Here is a 17,748-nt window from a genome sequence, read left to right as displayed (position 1 = left end):
CCGTCCAGCGCGAGTGGCTTGGATTCTTACATTTTGCTGATTTGGGGGTAAATCTTGGATTCCCCGCTCTAAAGCCCCTTCTAGTGGAGGTGAACTACCGTTACCAAATTCTTGATAGACAAAGTTTTTGTCAGATTTAGGATTAGCCATAGATAGAATTTAATGCAGGAAAAATAAACTTTCATTCTCAACAATTTTAACCTAAGCGGCGGCAATTAAATATATCATTGCTACATGATAGAGTATATATAAGAGGATAAGAGAAAATGAACCACAAAGAAGTCGTACCTTCGTGGTTCATTAATTATTACCTAACTGTCCCCCAAGGGTGGAATTAAAACTCAAATTTTAAAATTTCAAGTCTTCAGAACTGACACTAATAAACTGGGAATTTTGACTTTTCACAGTCTGTGCTAATTTGCCATTAGAGAGAGCAGCAATAGCACGAGCGTATTGGGGATCACTATTTGTACCGATTAAACTCGGGTTAGAAGCCAATTGGCGTTCTTGTGTTTGTGTTAAGTCTAGCTTGATATCAGGTGCAATTCCTTTATGGTTGATATCTGTACCATTGGGTGTATAATAATGGGCAATGGTGACGGCTAAACCTGAACCATCTTCTAGTTCATGGACTGACTGTACCAAAGCTTTACCAAAGGTTTGACTACCAACAACTACAGCCCGTTTATTGTCTTTCAGTGCGCCGGTGAGGATTTCACTGGCACTAGCTGAATTACCATCTACTAAAATTGCTAAGGGTAGTTTGGTAATAGCCGTACCATTAGCTGTGGTTTGAGCGCTCCATCCTTTGCGGTCTACGGTTTTGACGATATGACCCTCATCTAGCCACATCCGGGCAATTTCTATACTAGCATTTAACAAACCACCGGGATTACCTCGTAGGTCTAAAACATAGGAATCAACTTGATCACTCTTCCCTCTGCGAATAGCGGCACGCATTTGATCAGCGGCGTGGGAGCTAAATTCTTGTAAGCGAATATACCCAACACGCCGATTCGCTTCTTGTTTGAGAGTATAGCGAACAGTAGGAACTTCTATTGTTGCTCTTGTTAATTTGATTTTGAGTTTGCTTCCTGATCTTTCTATATCTAGGCTAACACTAGTACCTACTTGACCACGAATTAATTTTGAGCCATCTTCTACCGTCATTTTCAGGGTTGATTTACCATCAATGGCTAATATCTCATCCCCTGATTTTAGTCCGGCTTTCAGGGCTGGAGAATTGTCTATAGCCTCTATCACGGTCAGACGCTTGGTGTTTTCGTTGATTTGCATACGAATACCAATACCCGATACTTCCCCGGATGTTTGACTAGTTAGGGATTCATATTGTTGGGGGTTCATAAACCGAGTGTAGGGATCACCCAGCTTTTGCAAAGCTGCGCGAATTGCTACGTAAGCCTCTTCTTTAGAAGTATAGTCTTTACTTAATAGGCTCTGCCTGATTGCTTGCCAATCTTGTTGATTAAATTTATTATCAACATATTCACGATTCACCAACTGCCAAACTTGGTCAACTAGTGCTTTAGGACTATCTTGTAAAGCAGCATGAACTGATTTTGTCCAAGCTTGACCAAATACAGCTATGGTAGCAGTTGTAGCGATCGCTCCACCAATCAAAGCAGCCTGGAGCGGTGAGTAATATTTTGCAGATTGGTTCATGTATATTCGCGGAAATAGTTGTGTTTTTGAGGGTTTATTAAGCAGAATTGCCTGATTTGTGGTTTTTTATCCTAATAACCTTTATACTTCATCTATCTTGAGACCTTTTTTCCGTTTCCGTTATGGAATATTTTATTTTTTGGTTAAGCACTATTACAGGTTGAGGTGAACCGTTTTTTTACAAAAAAACAAAAGCCACTGTGTGACATTGACATAAGTGTCATTTATAAATTCTCAATTATCTTCTTTACCATACCATTTTCTTGCCTGAGTGGGTGTGATTTCCATTAACATGATCATTAAAGTTTTATTAATGATCCTTTATAAACTGATTATCAATGCCATTCATTCACCTTGAGGGTAAATTAATAAAATGTAACAATTAGTACAGTTATTACTTCTACCTTACCAAAAGGCCAGATTTTGTTGTCCCGTGTATAAGCTACTTCTTGAAAGGATTATGAACTAAGATGATATCATTTTTTGAATAGCTGAACATCAATATCATTCATTCCAGATCATGTATGTAAGATATGCAAAGAACTCCAAAAACTGACAAAAGTGTCAACAAAACAAATTATGAATAACAAACCCAAAATAATTGTCCTCGATGATGATCCCACCGGTTCCCAAACCGTCCACAGTTGTTTACTATTGATGCGTTGGGATGTGGAAACCCTGCGTTTAGGATTAAAAGACGATGCTCCCATTCTCTTTATTTTAACCAATACTCGTTCCCTCACCCCAGATGCTGCCGCATCTGTGACTAGAGAAGTTTGCCATCATCTCAAACTTGCATTAGCCTCCGAAAAAATCACCGATTTTCTGATAGTTAGTCGTTCTGACTCCACTTTGCGGGGACATTATCCCATAGAAACCGATGTGATTGCCGAAGAACTAGGTCCATTTGATGCTCATTTTCTCGTCCCGGCATTTTTTGAAGGTGGAAGAATTACCCGTGACAGTATTCATTATTTAATTATTGATGGTGTTCCCACTCCCGTACATGAAACAGAATTTGCCCGTGATTCAGTCTTCGGTTACAATTACAGCTATCTTCCTAAGTATGTAGAAGAAAAAACCAAAGGACAGATCAAAGAAGATACTGTCAACAGATTTTTACTGACAGATATCCGCGCTGGTAGTTTAGAACGCTTGTTACAACTTGAGAATAATCAGTGTGGTGTAGTAGACGGAGAAAATCAACAGGATCTGAACACCTTTGCATTAGATGTATTAACGGCTGCCAGTCAGGGAAAACGATTTTTATTCCGTTCTGCTGCTAGTATTTTAACAGCTTTGGCTGCTCTACCCCCTCAACCAATTGCGGCTGAAAATATGGCAAAATATGTGCGGGGTGACAAACCTGGTGCAATCATTGTCGGTTCTCACGTTAAAAAGACAACTCAACAGTTAGAATCGTTATTAAAACTTGAGGGGACGGTAGGCATAGAAGTTAATGTAGGTAGATTGCTTGATCATGGGGTAGAAGAATCTGTTAAACTATTAGCAGAGATTCTAGAAAATGTCAAAACAGTACATAATGCTGGTAAAACTCCAGTAGTTTACACCAGCCGTCAAGAATTAACTTTTAAAGATGTCAAAACTAGGTTAGATTTTGGCAGCACTGTTTCAGCTTTACTCATGGATATTGTCCAAGGTTTACCATCTGATATAGGATTCCTAATCAGTAAGGGGGGTATTACTTCCAATGATGTCTTGAGTACAGGTTTGGCTTTAACTTCTGCTAGATTACTTGGTCAAATTTTAGCAGGTTGTTCCATGGTAATCACACCATCGGATCATCCCCTGTTTCCTAATTTGCCTGTAGTGTTGTTTCCCGGTAATGTTGGTAATGCTGATGCTTTGGGGACGGTTTATCAAAGATTGGTATGTAAATTGACAATTAACAGTTGACAAAAAAATTTTAGATTTTAGATTTTAGATTGGGAATTTTCGGTACAAACCGCGCCCCTTGAAGACGGAACTAATCCAATGTTTCGTCAATCTAAAATCCTCAAGCTCCACACTTTAGGGTGGAGTCAATCCAAAATCGAAAATTGTAAATCTAAAATCTGTTGACAACTATCAATTTTAAATCTCACGGTTGGTATATTTTGGTTAGTGCTGCATGAATTCTGATTCTGCTAAACATGATGCAATAAACTCTGAAGTTCCTAATTCAGAGTCGGTTGTGTATAAGTTCGATATAGAAGTAAATGATTCTAATTCTGGTGAGGTAAATACTGGTGATGTTAAATCTGATATCATAAGCTCTGAAGTTACTAATTCAGGGTTGGTTGTGTATGAGGTTGATATAGAGGTAAATAATTCTAATTCTGGCGAGGTAAATACTGGTGATGTTAAATCTGACGCTATAAACGCGGAAGTCCCTAAGTTAGAGTCACATATCGTCCATAAGGTTGATATAGAGGTAAATAATTCTAATTCTGGCGAGGTAAATACGGATGCTACTGATCAGGTAGAATCTAGTTCTATGCCCTCCAATGTGGAGTTAAACCCTGTTATTGCCTATTTTCAGGATAATTCTGCTACTGAAAATATGGATAGATCTAGAAGTCTATCAGCATCTCATATTCCTAATCTGATGGCAGAAGGTTCTATTTTATCTGATTTAACAGATGAGGATTCAAATTACCAGCTACAAAAGGCAGAACAAAATACTCAAATTCAGTTAAAAACTCAAGGAGAGCGACTATTATTAATTTTACCCACTGAATCTCAAGTACCACCATCAGAATTTAGTTGGTGGGAGATTTGGCAACAAATGAAACAGCGTTTAAATGCAGGCGATCGCTTACGTAAGCCGAACACAGCCCTGCATCTGGTAGCTAAAGATCGGTTATTAGATAACAGACAACTGCAAGATTTGGCAGAAACTTTAAATACATATCAAATACAATTAAAATCCGTAGCCACCAGTCGGAGACAAACGGCGATCACTGCTTGTACCCTGGGGTACTCCGTAGAACAAATCCAACTAGAAACATCCCTGACTGCCGATTTTCAAACTACTCCTGCCCCATTGGCAGATGCCCTCTATTTGCAAATGACAGTCAGATCAGGGGTGGAAATTCGCCATGGCGGGACAGTGATTATTCTGGGAGATATTAACCCTAGTGGTATCATAATTGCAGATGGAGACATTCTAGTTTGGGGTCGTTTGCGGGGAGTTGCCCATGCCGGAGCCAGTGGTAATCGGGAATCTTTGATCATGGCCTTGCAAATGGAACCAACCCAATTGCGAATCGCTGATGCTGTCGCTAGAGCGCCAGAAAAGTCCCCAACTAATTTCTTGCCTGAAGTTGCACATATGACAACGGAAGGCATTCGCATTGTCAAGGCTGCTGATTTTTCCCGCAGCCAATTAAATAGTCGGACGCGATTAATTACACAAAATCTGATCTAAAATTCTTGACGAGGCAAGAATCACAAATGTAATTAATTCCATGAGTAGCCTGAAATATTTTATCGTTCCTGAATCTTATACAGCATTACCATGAGTCGCATTATTGTCATTACCTCCGGTAAAGGAGGAGTGGGTAAAACCACAGTTTCAGCTAATTTGGGGATGGCCTTAGCCAAAATAGGCAAGCAAGTAGCATTAATTGATGCGGATTTTGGTCTGAGAAATTTAGATTTACTACTAGGATTAGAAAATCGGATTGTTTATACAGCGGTGGAGGTCTTAGCTAGAGAATGTCGTCTAGAACAAGCTTTGGTAAAAGATAAGCGACAACCTAATTTGGTACTCCTACCAGCAGCCCAACATCGTAATAAAGAAGCTGTAACACCTGACCAGATGAAATTACTGGTAAATGCACTGTCACAAAAGTATGAGTATGTAATCATTGACTGTCCAGCCGGAATTGAAATGGGTTTTAAAAATGCTACCGCCCCAGCCAAGGAAGCTCTTATTGTCACCACTCCCGAAATTTCCGCTGTCCGTGATGCTGACCGAGTAGTGGGATTACTTGAAGCACAAGGCGTGAAAAAGATTAACTTAATAGTTAACCGGATTAGACCAGCAATGGTACAAGCAAATGATATGATGTCTGTACAGGATGTTCAGGAACTTCTCGCTATCCCCATAATAGGAGTAATCCCCGATGATGAGCGTGTGATTGTCTCTACCAACCGTGGCGAACCATTAGTATTATCAGATACACCATCTTTAGCTGCCACCGCTTTCGAGAACATTGCTCGGAGATTGCAAGGGGAAACTGTCGAGTTTCTTGAGCTTGACTCATCTAGTAAAAACATCTTTTCCCGCTTGAGAAAGATGTTTTGGTCAAAACTTGTTTAATTAACTTCCCAGTTTCTTGTGCCTTACACATACCCGCAATGATTCTTGAAATTTTAGAAAAACTTTTTGTCCGCAGTCCCGATAACAGCCGCAATGACGTTAAACGTCGTCTGCAATTTGTTATCTCCCATGACCGTGCTGACTTGAACCCCGAAACCTTAGAAAAAATGCGTCAGGAAATCCTGGAAATCGTTTGTCGCTATGTGGAAATAGAAACAGAGGGTTTAGAGTTTTCCTTAGAAAGCAATCAACGAACAACGGCTTTAATCGCTAATTTACCAATTCGTCGAGTCAAGGAAACTCTCGATCAAAACCAGTTAGAAAACACCGATATTTTACTTTTATAGTTTGTCGTTTGTTTAGAAAATAGCCTTACTTGTGACGCAACTATTGAAGAATTTATTACATTGGTATCAAAATTACCCGTTGTTGTTGGTGATTACTGTTGACAACGGGTATGGATTAGTGATTAATTACTTATCGAGATGCAACCTGTGGATCAGCCCAAATTTTGGCACTTTCACCAAAGGTTATCGGCTGGTCTTCCTCCGCTGAAATATTTACGGTTTTACCATCATTAGCCACTTGCACCAAAGGCCAATTTTCTTCCCCTAGTTCACCTGCACGAAATAAGACATTGTTAGGTTGCTTTTTACTCCAACCCAGCAAAATCGCTATTTTTTCGTGGTCATCTTCTGATTGCACAGGATTAACTACATTGATATTATTTTGTTGACGATTCCAAATTACAGCCTGATCCGTAGCATCTGCTGTGTTGAAAATAGCCACAAATTTACGTGCTAGAAAGCGATCGCCTTTTTCAGACCAACTAACAGGCACTAACACCCCGATTTTACCATCATTATCAGCTTCTTCAGGCAAACTTGCCTCTTTATTTAATAAAGGATCAATCTCCTTATCGGTTGATATCATCACCCGCAACTTCTTAGTTTGTCTATCTTCCATAAACAACACGCTCTTAACTCGGCTATTGTGCATTTCTGGCTTCACTTCCATTTGCACCCGGCTATAAATCGCATATTTGCCATCGGGTGAAATTACTGGCAAACTACGGTAATAACGGACACCAGAAATACCTTTACCACCAATCGCTTCCTGAGTCGCCATAATCCATTTCCAAGGTATGGGATGGGGGCTACCTATGGGATCATTTTGTGTCATTTCTGACTCATTTTTCTCTTCAATTACAGGTATTTCTCCGGTTTCATCTAGTTGTAATTTATTCCCTTCAGGTATAACTGTTGATGTTGCTAATACTTCTGATTCAGAACCCTTATTCTCTAGAGAATTAAACTCAGATTCTTCCCTTCTGTTCTTTAATTTTTGACTTAAATTAAGTTGATTAATGGATACTTGTTCTTGAGTTTCTACAGCACCAACTGATGGTACAGTTCCCTTAACAGCATTATTCCCGGTTTGCTGATTCTCTGTTTTTGCTTTGGTGATGACTTTATTGGTTGATAATGACTGTATTCCTTCCCCAATAGATATTTTTCCTGTCTGAGAATTGACTTGAGCAAATTGTAAATTTATTTTCCCTTGGGCGTTAGATTTGTCATTTCCTGAATTGGTATTTGCTACTTGAGATTGTTTAGCTAAAGTACCATGAAGAGACATTCCTACAAAGGTTGAAATTACAATAGTAATAGCAATGTACTTGATAAATGGTTTAACACGGAACCATCCTAACACCAAAAGTGATTTAAGCATGATGAGACTCTCTGGAGGCAGTTGCTAAGTGCGGGCAGTATTTATACAGGAATGGTAAAAGCTATGACTATATAATATATATATCAATCAAGCAAAAGCTTTTACAGGATAATTTATGTAAATGTTACAATGCTTTACAAAAGTTTTAGTGTAACCATTGTTTCCCTCATAATTTTTACATAATATATACATAGGAAAGCGGTCATCGCTGTCACTTGAGGCAACATCTATATTCAAATTAACTTGAATATAGACATTTTTATAGTGATCATCATTAAGTTTTGATTTGACTAAATGCTATTCAAAATAACCTTAGCTTAAACTAGGCTAAAATAGATTATTCTGTTTCTAGCTTGCTGTAATATTACAAGGCTTATACAAATAAAATTCATCTATTTTTGGCAAGTTCAAACCAACTTATGCAAAATCAAAAATAAACAATAACACTAAATACCCAAATTTACAAATTTAGAATTACACTGGTAAATGCTATAATCAAGCAAACACAGTTTATTTGTAACTTCGGTAATTACTGAACAATTTTGATTTAGTAGAGAGAAAAATAGCTAAGTCAAAAATATAGCGAGACAGACAAAACCCGTCAATAATAGATGAGATTAGCGATAACTTCTCTTGGAGACGCTTTACGTGAGTGTAGTCTGTAAGATGGAGAAAACGTTCCGCGTCGCGTAGATTGCTTTTCTTCCATAGCTAAGACAGTGATTAGCATAACTTAACTAATTGACTTGATATCATAGTTGATTTTTGCCATTTTCACTGATCTATCTAATAGTAGACACTATACCATGAAACCTTGGAAATTCATATCCTGCCACCAAAAATTCTGTAATTAAATTTCGTAGCAGAGATAATTTCATTAATATTTAGATTTTGTAGTTGTCAACAACGGGGAACACACCTAATATTAATTAATGACTTATGACTCGTGATTAATAATTAATAACTAATGAAAGTAGTATTTTTTGGTACTCCTGATTTTGCAGTTCCCACCTTGGAAAAACTCTTAGGAAATAGTGATTTTGAAGTATTAGCCGTTGTCACTCAACCGGATAAACGTCGAGAGCGTGGGAATAAATTAACACCTTCACCTGTGAAAACTTACGCTACAGATCATCATCTGCTAATTTGGCAACCTGAGAGGGTGAAAAAAGATGTGGAAACCTTAACACAACTCAAACAAATGGAAGCAGATGTATTTGTAGTTATTGCTTATGGTCAAATTTTGTCTAAGAAGATATTAGATATGCCAAAGCTCGGTTGCATTAATGTACATGGTTCAATTTTACCTCAATATCGCGGGGCTGCACCAATTCAATGGAGTTTATATCACGGAGAAAAAGAAACGGGAATTACAACCATTTTAATGGATAAAGGGATGGATACAGGGGATATGCTGCTAAAAGCTACTACAGACATTGAATTACTAGACAATGCTCAGATTTTAGGTGAAAAATTGGCTATTATTGGTGCAGATTTACTAATAGAAACCCTATATAAACTGGAACGTCAGGAAATTCAACCTATTCCCCAAGATCATGGCTGTGCTACTTACGCATCTTTGATTCACAAGCCTGATTATAATTTAGACTGGGGACGAAGTGCTATCCAATTACACAATCAAATTCGCGGCTTTTATCCTCATTGTACTACTGTTTTTCGCAACCAACCATTTAAAATCACTGCTAGTGTTCCCCTAGACATTGCGTATATTCAAGAATTACCAGAGCAGTTACAAGAGAAAATACACAAGATGTCTAAATCAATGGTATCAGGAAAAGAAGGAGAAGTAGTTAATATTATTAAAGGAGTAGGGGCAATTATCCAAACGGGTGAGGGTTTATTGCTATTGCGAGAAGTACAGTTAATGGGTAAACGGCCTCAGTCAGGATGGGATTTTGTCAATGGAACTCGGTTGACGGTGGGTGAGGTAATGGGTAATTGTTAATTGGTAATTGGTAATTGGTAATTGGTAATGGATAGAAAAAAATTGTTAATGGATAGAGAAACATTATTAATGGATAAAGGACAACTAACAACTGACAACTGACAAATAACAACTGACAACTAACAACTGACAACTGACAAATAACAACTGACAACTGACAAATAACAACTGACAACTGACAAATAACAACTGACAACTGACAAATAACAACTGACAACTGACAAATAACAACTGACAACTGACAAATAACAACTGACAACTGACAAATAACAACTGACAACTGACAACTGACAACTGACAACTGACAACTGACAACTGACAACTGACTAATGACTAATGACTAATGACTAATGACTTTCATAAAAACGGCAGGACTTACAGGGTCCTGCTGGGTTAACCGCACAACGAATAATTTCCGAAAGAGCATTATAGTTACAAGTAGCATCACCAATAACCCAACGTCCCTCTACCAAAGTTTTTTCCTCCGGTCTTTGAGCTATTTGTACGTAAATAGCGATATTGTTTAATATATAGCGTCCACCTTGAAGCTGATACCTATGACGACGCTCTAAGACTGCGTAGGTTTTACCTGCAAAATCTAAATAATTTCCTGGTTGAGGTGTCCAATCAAGCTGTAATCTACCAAGAGATTGACGCGGATGTGTTAAAATTACCTCTGTGGGTAAGAAATTTAGCTCCATAATCCATAATATGTTATCTGATTTACTTATTGAGCATATTATCACTAATTAGGATGTTTTTGCTAGAATTTAGGTCTTATCTAAATTAGATTAAGCGTGTTTTGTTAAGTTATATAAATTATCTATATTTATATACTATTTAATCTTTGATCATAACTTGACAGGTATCTGAAAAATTAGATAGATTATTAATTATAGGTGTTGTAGATAACTTCCAGGAAAATCACGATTAGTTTACATATCTTTACAAATCGGCACTTATGGGAAAAGTGATTTAGGTAAACACTTGATGTCTATGTTGCTGATTATGACTGAATCAGAGGGATATTGGTAGATAAATTGTCCAAAGTGTCTATTACATTGTTTAAAGTTATGTAGCCTTTTGCTTACAAGCTATCAAGCCCTGGGGTAAACTATGCCTTGATTATGATTTTGTCATTCATTCTAGAAGAACACCCAAGAGGAGAAGTTTTTCAATGTCTCATACCGTAAAAATCTACGATACCTGCATTGGCTGTACACAATGCGTCCGCGCTTGCCCCACTGACGTACTGGAAATGGTTCCTTGGGACGGCTGTAAAGCTGCTCAAGTGGCTGCGTCTCCCCGCACTGAAGACTGTGTAGGTTGTAAGCGGTGTGAAACTGCTTGCCCCACCGACTTTTTGAGCATTCGCGTTTATTTAGGCGCTGAAACAACTCGCAGTATGGGCTTGGCTTACTAAGAATTTTAAATTTCTACAATTTCTAAATTCTTGGTAGTTTAGTGTTGGGGAGTGAGAAGAGGAGAAATATTGAGATTCTTCTCTCATTCCTCAGCATTTTTGTTGTCAGTTGTCAGTTGTCAGTTGTCCGTTGTCCGTTGTCAGTGGTCAGTTGTCCTTTGTCAGTGGTCAGTTGTCATTAGTCAGTTGTCCTTTGTAAAAGGTGAATTACCAATTACCCATTACCCATTACCGATTACCCATTACTAATTTGCTTTTATCTGCTAAAGTGGCTGAACTATCCCAGCAACTATACTTAAAATTTAATCATCCTGTAATTGGAGTGGTTTAAGCAATGTGTGGAATAGTTGGATATATAGGCACTCAGGCAGCGACAAATATTTTACTGGCTGGTCTGGAGAAGTTAGAATATAGGGGTTACGACTCGGCAGGAATTGCCACTATTTTGGAAGGTGACGTGCATTGTGTACGGGCTAAGGGTAAATTACTCAACTTGCGTTCTAAACTGGAACAAATCGAAAATCCTGCCCAAATTGGTATTGGTCACACTCGCTGGGCAACTCATGGTAAACCAGAAGAGTACAATGCTCATCCTCATTTAGATACGGCTCTGCGGGTAGCGGTAGTGCAAAATGGCATTATTGAGAATTATCGAGAGTTACGGGAACAATTAAAGGCTTTAGGTCACACATTCCGTTCGGAAACAGATACAGAAGTAATTCCCCATTTGATTGCTGAATGTTTAAAGCATTATTCTGATAATCATAGTTCTGCTTCTGTGTTGTTAGATGCAGTGCATAAAGCTGTAAGTAAATTAGAGGGGGCTTATGCGATCGCTGTGATTTCTGCTGACTACCCTGATGAAATGATTGTAGTTCGTCAACAAGCGCCTTTAGTGATTGGTTTTGGTCAAGGTGAGTTTTTCTGTGCTTCAGATACCCCAGCAATTGTTCCCCATACCCGCGCTGTATTGCCCCTAGAAAACGGGGAAATCGCTCGTTTGACTCCTTTAGGGGTGGAGGTGTATAACTTCGCTGGGCATCGCTTGAAAAAGCATCCTCGCACCCTGAACTGGAATCCTATGATGGTGGAAAAGCAGGGATTCAAACATTTTATGCTCAAGGAAATTTATGAGCAACCGGGGGTAGTACGGGATTGTTTGGAGGCTTATTTTTCTACGGAAGAGAGAGAAAATACTGATCAATCACCAGTAAAGTTGGGTTTAAGCAGCGAATTTTACGCAGATATAGAACAGATTCAAATTGTTGCCTGTGGTACAAGTTGGCACGCGGCACTAGTGGGTAAATACTTATTAGAGCAATTGGCAGAAATTCCCACTCAGGTACAATATGCCTCTGAATTTCGGTATGCACCAGCACCGCTAACGGCTAATACTCTGACTATTGGCGTAACTCAGTCGGGAGAAACTGCTGATACTTTGGCCGCTTTGTCTATGGAAAAGGAAAGAAGACAGGGAAAAGAGGCTAAGTATCAAGCGCGACTTTTAGGAATCACGAATCGCCCGGAAAGTAGTTTAGGTAATATGGTTGCAAATATTATCAATACCCATGGGGGAATTGAAATTGGTGTGGCCGCGACGAAAACTTTTGTAGCGCAATTGATGGCTTTTTATGCTTTGGCCTTAGATTTAGCTTATCGTCGTCATCAAATTAGTGATTTGAGATTTGAGGAAATTCTCACGGGTTTACGGGAATTACCGGGGGAAATTGAAGGGATTTTAGAAACTCAAGAACGTTATATTGAACATTTGGTACATGATTTTTCAGAAACGAAAGATTTTATCTTTATTGGGAGAGGAATTAATTTTCCCATTGCGTTAGAAGGGGCTTTAAAATTAAAGGAAATTAGCTATATTCATGCGGAGGGTTATCCTGCGGGGGAAATGAAACATGGACCAATTGCGTTATTAGATGCTAAAGTTCCTGTGGTAGCGATCGCTGTTCCTGGTAATGTTTATGAAAAGGTGATTTCTAATGCTCAAGAAGCAAAAGCCAGAGATTCCCGATTAATTGGGGTAACATCTGTGAAAGATGATGAAGTGACGGAAATTTTTAATGATTTAATTCCGGTTCCCCAAGTGGAAGAAATTCTCTCTCCTATTCTCACAGTCATACCGTTGCAATTATTAGCTTATCATATTGCGGCCCGGCGAGGTTTAGATGTAGATCAACCGAGAAATTTGGCTAAGTCAGTGACAGTTGAATAACTGATATTTTCCAGATTTTGTAAGTAAATAAGTAATAATTAGGTGGTTATTTCCCACCTAATTAACACAATGAAATTTTTTCGCTCAGGTAATGTATATTATATCATGTCCGCCCAATCACTTATAATCTAAGTAGGTGAACGGAAAAAAACGAAAGTAGAAATAATAAATGTATTTTTGCGCTAATATGTGATTTTTTAGCCTCAGTTCTCTTTCTTGTTTCCGTAATTTCCCTGTGTGACAGCTAAGGGTGGGGAATGTGGGTTGTATTGTCTTTTCCCAATTACCAATTACCCATTACCAGCCTCAACAGATATGATACAGCACTTCCCGGTGTTATGAGGTACATATCTAGCGGGCAAGATGCCCGCACCACAAGAGTTTCATGATTCAACTTTGTACCTCATCAGAGCGGAAAAGGCTGTAAGTGTTCAAACGGACATGATATTATTTACTCAAGAGCCTTTTTTTAGAAGCATCGGAGTTACACAAGTGTGACAAAAAATCATTGTAGGATATGTTTGTAGTCAGGGCTTCAGCCCTGATCTTATTTTCGTAACCTCTCCCAGGGAGAAACTTTAGTTCTCACTACAATCTAGAATATTATACCAGTTGCGTCAGTCCTGATTTGGTGACGGGTGATGAGTAAAATAGTTAATTATTCCTACACCCTACACCCTATATGTTACTACCTATTACCTTGCGCCCAAATGCGGGTAGGTAGTCCCCAAACGTAGATAAAACCTTCCGCAGCTTTGTGATCAAATTGATCTTCTGCGCCATAAGTTGCTAAATCAGGAGTATATAGAGTATTATCGCTCCAACGACCCACAATTATAGCATTACCTTTAAATAGCTTTAAACGCACTACACCAGAAACTCTCTCTTGTGTTTGTTGAATAAAAGCATCTAAGGCGGCTTTGAGAGGACTATACCAAAGTCCATTATACACTAGTTTAGTATAGGTTTCTTCTATACCTCGTTTGTATTGACTGACATCTGCTGTTAAAGTGAGACTTTCTAAGTCACGGTGAGCATTAATTAAAACTACCATTGCTGGTGATTCGTAGATTTCTCGTGATTTAATCCCGACTAAGCGGTTTTCAATCATGTCAATGCGGCCAATACCATGATTTCCCACGATTTTATTGAGTTGTTCAATTAGCTCAACTGGGTTTTTTGCTGTCCCGTTAATGGTGGTAGGAAGTCCGTTTTGGAAGCCAATTTCTAGATATTCCGGCTCGTTGGGAGTATCAGCTATGGCTTTGGTCATTTCATAGATTTCTTCGGGTGGTTCGTTTGCTGGGTCCTCTAATGTACCGGCTTCAATACTGCGACCAAGTAAGTTTTTATCTATACTGAAGGGAGAGGATTTTTTCACCGGTGCGGGAATACCAAACTTCTCACCATAAGCAATGGTTTGCTCTCGACTCATGCCCCATTCTCTGGCTGGTGCTAATATCTTCAAATTAGGGTTGAGGGCTGCACAGGAAACATCAAAGCGTACTTGATCGTTGCCCTTACCCGTACAACCGTGAGCGATCGCATCCGCATCATATTTTGCAGCCGCTTCTACCAATATCTTAGCAATCAAAGGTCGAGCTAGGGCTGTACCAAGAGGATAGCGGTTTTCATAGAGGGCGTTAGCTTGAATAGCAGGAAATGCGTATTCTTTAACAAAGATATCCTTAACATCCGCTACTAAGGACTCACTTGCGCCTGATTTCAGGGCTTTTTCTCGAATTGGTTCTAATTCATCTCCCTGTCCTAAATCTGCTGCTAGAGTAATGACCTCCTCTACTCCCCACTCTTGCTGTAAGTAGGGAATACAAACAGAAGTATCAACTCCACCAGAATATGCTAAAATAACTTTTTTGGCGCGACCCATGAATTTCTCCACTCAGGAAAACAAAGAACGAGTCATTATTATATCTGACTTACCTAGCGTATATTTTTTTTGTGCAACGGTAACTTGCCTATATTTGTCTTATTCTCAATACAAGCAATAGTATTTTAGGTAAAACTGTGTTTTTGAGTATTGTTATTCCCACTTATAATCGCCTACCAATTTTAGAAAAGTGTCTCCGCGCTTTAGAGGTACAGCAGTTAAGCAACGAGAACCAAATAGAAGGTTATGAAATCGTATTAGTAGATGATGGTTCTACTGATGGTACTTTAAATTGGTTAGCATTACATAAAAACGAATTTCCTCATGTCCGCTGCTTTGAACAAAACCATGCAGGACCGGCTGCGGCGCGAAATTTAGGAATAGAAAAAGCCCGTGGTGATACAATTATTTTTATTGATAGTGATTTAGTGGTTTTACCGAATTTCCTCCAAGCTCATACAAATGCTTTGATACAAGGAAAGGAGAAATTAGGAAGCGACAGCTTTTTTACCTATGGTGCTGTAATTAATACTTGTAATTTTACCAATCCCACCGCAGAGCCTTATAAAATCACAGATTTTTCCGCTGCTTTCTTTGCTACGGGTAATGTCGCTATTCCCAAACATTGGTTAGTGAAAGCCGGGTTATTTGATCATAGTTTTCAACTCTATGGTTGGGAAGACTTAGAATTAGGTGTCAGATTAAAAAATCTAGGTTTAAAACTAATTAAATGTCCCGAAGCTATCGGTTATCATTGGCATCCACCATTTAGTTTACAACAAATTCCTAAGTTAATTGATCAGGAAATTCAACGAGGAAAAATGGGAGTTTTATTTTATCAAAAACATCCCACTTGGGAAGTAAAAATGATGATTCAAATGACTTGGTTGCATCGTTTATTATGGGGTATTCTGTCCTTAAATGGCCTTTTAAACGAAAAAACTATGTCTCCCTTTTTACAATGGTTAATTAACTTAGGTAAACCACAACTAGCCCTAGAAGTAGCACGGATTTTCTTAAATTGGTATAACGTTAAAAGTGTTTATGCAGCCTATGTTCAAATAGAGAGTAAATAAATCAAAGCAGCAGTCCAGGACTCATATAACTGGCGCAAAATATCTTTAAAACCTTCTTTCCTTCGTGTGCTTCGCTCCTTCGTGGTTCATTCATTCTTAGAATCAGATATTTAATTTTTGGAGATGCCTACTGACTATCATATTTTATTAATTTCATCAGACACAATTAGCTGTATGCTTAATGATAGGCAACCTAGTTGTAACTTCACGTAATTAGGCGTAAAGAAACTTAATATTGATCACTATTTTGCTTGTTGGTATTAGTTTTACTGCTAATTGGTTCATTTACGCCTAAATACTTAACTTGGTCGTTCAGCAAATCAGAAAAAACACTCTGATAGCTTACGTATCGCAGTCACGGCTTAATACTAGTAGCAAAAACCACAACAACCCTCACGACAAAGACGTAAAAATGATCCAAAAAATTTTACTGGCTGTCTCCGGTTTGGGACACGCGGAAGAAATGCTCAAAAACTTGAAAGAAATGCCTTCATTTCAAGGTGCGAAGGTAACAGTTCTTCACGTTGTTACTCCACAAAGCACTGCTGCTGTCATGACGGATAAATGGGAAGAAGGTGGCAAAATTCTGGCTAATGCTATTCAGTGTTTAAACTTAGATCCTAGCCAAGTTTCTTCTATTTTGCGTCAAGGTGATCCCAAGGATGTGGTTTGTCAAGTCGCGGATGAACTAGATGCTGATTTGATTATTATGGGTTCACGAGGACTGAAGCGGTTACAATCAATTTTATCTAATTCCGTTAGTCAGTACGTTTTTCAATTGTCTTCTCGTCCCATGTTGCTGGTGAAAGACGATATTTATGTCAAAAACATTAAGCGCGTTATGGTAGCAATGGATAATTCTGAGTCTGCCAAAAATTGTTTAAATTTAGCTTTGTTCATACTTAGGGGTGTTGTCGGTGGACAATTAATTTTAGCTAATGTTAATACAGATTTAGGTGGCAAATTATCAGGTATTACTGATCTCAAACCAGAAAGAAGTTCTGTGTTGGGAATGGCTTTAGCTGAAGCAGAAAGACAATCTGTAGCAGTGCGTTGTGTTACCAGCAGTGGTAAACCGGGGGAAGAAATTTGTCGTTTGGCTAGTGAGTTGAATATAGACTTATTATTAATTGGTTCTCCAGACCGTCGTCCATCTATTGCTAAGAGTTTTGTTGATATAGATCGTCTTATAGGCGCATCTTTATCTGACTATGTTCGTGTTAATGCTACTTGTCCAGTTCTTTTGGCGCGAACTGCTGCTTAGTCCTTGGAGGGACTATCAAGTCAAGTGGCCATAAACCTGATTTTTGTCTAGTAGGGGCAATTTCATGAATTATCCCTACTTTTGTTCTTTTGTACATAAATCCCAAAAATATCTGATATCATATAGGAATCGGGTTTGATTCTGTGAATTTACTTGTGTTGTC

16 protein-coding genes are annotated in these 17,748 nt (G+C 38.6%); 10 read left to right on the top strand and 6 right to left on the bottom strand.

Annotation, left to right across the window (positions count from 1 at the left end; translation table 11 throughout):
• Nucleotides 1–150, bottom strand: a 150-nt coding sequence (locus ACIR310F_RS26960) for an SUI1 family translation initiation factor (RefSeq protein WP_462433818.1), incomplete at its 3' end; no start/stop codon positions are given.
• 198 nt (nucleotides 151–348) lie between these two features.
• Nucleotides 349–1,683 carry a carboxyl-terminal processing protease CtpB gene (gene ctpB / locus ACIR310F_RS0114280; protein ID WP_028084403.1) on the bottom strand — a complete coding sequence of 445 codons (1,335 nt, stop codon included), beginning with the start codon at nucleotides 1,681–1,683 and terminating at the stop codon, nucleotides 349–351.
• Nucleotides 1,684–2,262: 579 nt separating this feature from the next.
• On the opposite strand from ctpB, the gene ACIR310F_RS0114275 reads away from it, so the two are divergent.
• From ACIR310F_RS0114275 to minE, 4 genes are all read left to right on the top strand, one after another.
• Nucleotides 2,263–3,600 (top strand): four-carbon acid sugar kinase family protein, encoded by a 1,338-nt coding sequence (locus ACIR310F_RS0114275; protein ID WP_028084402.1) that lies wholly within the window; start codon nucleotides 2,263–2,265, stop codon nucleotides 3,598–3,600.
• Nucleotides 3,601–4,060: 460 nt separating this feature from the next.
• Nucleotides 4,061–5,113 (top strand): septum site-determining protein MinC, encoded by a 1,053-nt coding sequence (gene minC / locus ACIR310F_RS0114270; RefSeq protein ID WP_035368039.1) that lies wholly within the window; start codon nucleotides 4,061–4,063, stop codon nucleotides 5,111–5,113.
• A 90-nt stretch (nucleotides 5,114–5,203) separates the two neighbouring features.
• Entirely contained in the window at nucleotides 5,204–6,010 is an 807-nt protein-coding gene (gene minD, locus ACIR310F_RS0114265) for a septum site-determining protein MinD (protein WP_028084400.1), read from the top strand.
• A gap of 38 nt (nucleotides 6,011–6,048) precedes the next feature.
• Nucleotides 6,049–6,357, top strand: coding sequence for a cell division topological specificity factor MinE (gene minE / locus ACIR310F_RS0114260; protein ID WP_028084399.1), 309 nt, complete (start codon nucleotides 6,049–6,051; stop codon nucleotides 6,355–6,357).
• A 130-nt stretch (nucleotides 6,358–6,487) separates the two neighbouring features.
• Here the strand turns inward: minE and ACIR310F_RS0114255 are convergent, their stop codons facing one another.
• Complete coding sequence (locus ACIR310F_RS0114255; protein WP_028084398.1) at nucleotides 6,488–7,741, bottom strand: hypothetical protein; 1,254 nt, start codon at nucleotides 7,739–7,741, stop codon at nucleotides 6,488–6,490.
• A 967-nt stretch (nucleotides 7,742–8,708) separates the two neighbouring features.
• Between ACIR310F_RS0114255 and fmt the strand changes: the two genes are divergently transcribed.
• Nucleotides 8,709–9,707: a methionyl-tRNA formyltransferase gene (gene fmt / locus ACIR310F_RS0114250; RefSeq protein ID WP_028084397.1), complete on the top strand. Its 999-nt coding sequence runs from the start codon at nucleotides 8,709–8,711 to the stop codon at nucleotides 9,705–9,707.
• 84 nt (nucleotides 9,708–9,791) lie between these two features.
• Here fmt and ACIR310F_RS24395 read toward each other — a convergent pair whose 3' ends face one another.
• Entirely contained in the window at nucleotides 9,792–10,022 is a 231-nt protein-coding gene (locus tag ACIR310F_RS24395) for a hypothetical protein (RefSeq protein ID WP_155963826.1), read from the bottom strand.
• A gap of 32 nt (nucleotides 10,023–10,054) precedes the next feature.
• A complete protein-coding gene (locus tag ACIR310F_RS0114245) occupies nucleotides 10,055–10,408 on the bottom strand; it encodes a DUF6464 family protein (RefSeq protein ID WP_028084396.1) in 354 nt (117 codons plus the stop codon).
• Nucleotides 10,409–10,884: 476 nt separating this feature from the next.
• Between ACIR310F_RS0114245 and psaC the strand changes: the two genes are divergently transcribed.
• The 3 genes from psaC (at nucleotide 10,885) to glmS (ending at nucleotide 13,357) form a co-directional block, all read left to right on the top strand.
• Nucleotides 10,885–11,130, top strand: coding sequence for a photosystem I iron-sulfur center protein PsaC (gene psaC / locus ACIR310F_RS0114240; RefSeq protein ID WP_015080270.1), 246 nt, complete (start codon nucleotides 10,885–10,887; stop codon nucleotides 11,128–11,130).
• A 69-nt stretch (nucleotides 11,131–11,199) separates the two neighbouring features.
• Nucleotides 11,200–11,379, top strand: a complete 180-nt coding sequence (locus tag ACIR310F_RS25690) for a hypothetical protein (protein WP_155963824.1) — start codon at nucleotides 11,200–11,202, stop codon at nucleotides 11,377–11,379.
• 85 nt (nucleotides 11,380–11,464) lie between these two features.
• Nucleotides 11,465–13,357 carry a glutamine--fructose-6-phosphate transaminase (isomerizing) gene (gene glmS / locus ACIR310F_RS0114230; RefSeq protein WP_028084395.1) on the top strand — a complete coding sequence of 631 codons (1,893 nt, stop codon included), beginning with the start codon at nucleotides 11,465–11,467 and terminating at the stop codon, nucleotides 13,355–13,357.
• 688 nt (nucleotides 13,358–14,045) lie between these two features.
• Here the strand turns inward: glmS and ACIR310F_RS0114220 are convergent.
• The gene (locus tag ACIR310F_RS0114220; protein WP_028084394.1) at nucleotides 14,046–15,245 is read right to left on the bottom strand and encodes an argininosuccinate synthase; all 1,200 of its coding nucleotides are present in this window, start codon (nucleotides 15,243–15,245) and stop codon (nucleotides 14,046–14,048) included.
• Nucleotides 15,246–15,382: 137 nt separating this feature from the next.
• On the opposite strand from ACIR310F_RS0114220, the gene ACIR310F_RS0114215 reads away from it, so the two are divergent.
• On the top strand, nucleotides 15,383–16,321 hold the full coding sequence (locus ACIR310F_RS0114215; protein ID WP_028084393.1) for a glycosyltransferase family 2 protein: 939 nt from the start codon (nucleotides 15,383–15,385) through the stop codon (nucleotides 16,319–16,321).
• A gap of 412 nt (nucleotides 16,322–16,733) precedes the next feature.
• Entirely contained in the window at nucleotides 16,734–17,585 is an 852-nt protein-coding gene (locus tag ACIR310F_RS0114210) for a universal stress protein (RefSeq protein ID WP_028084392.1), read from the top strand.
• Nucleotides 17,586–17,748 lie beyond the last annotated feature (163 nt).

This window comes from Dolichospermum circinale AWQC310F (assembly GCF_000426925.1).
Taxonomy (GTDB): domain Bacteria; phylum Cyanobacteriota; class Cyanobacteriia; order Cyanobacteriales; family Nostocaceae; genus Dolichospermum; species Dolichospermum circinale.
This window is presented reverse-complemented; position numbering and strand designations above follow the sequence as displayed.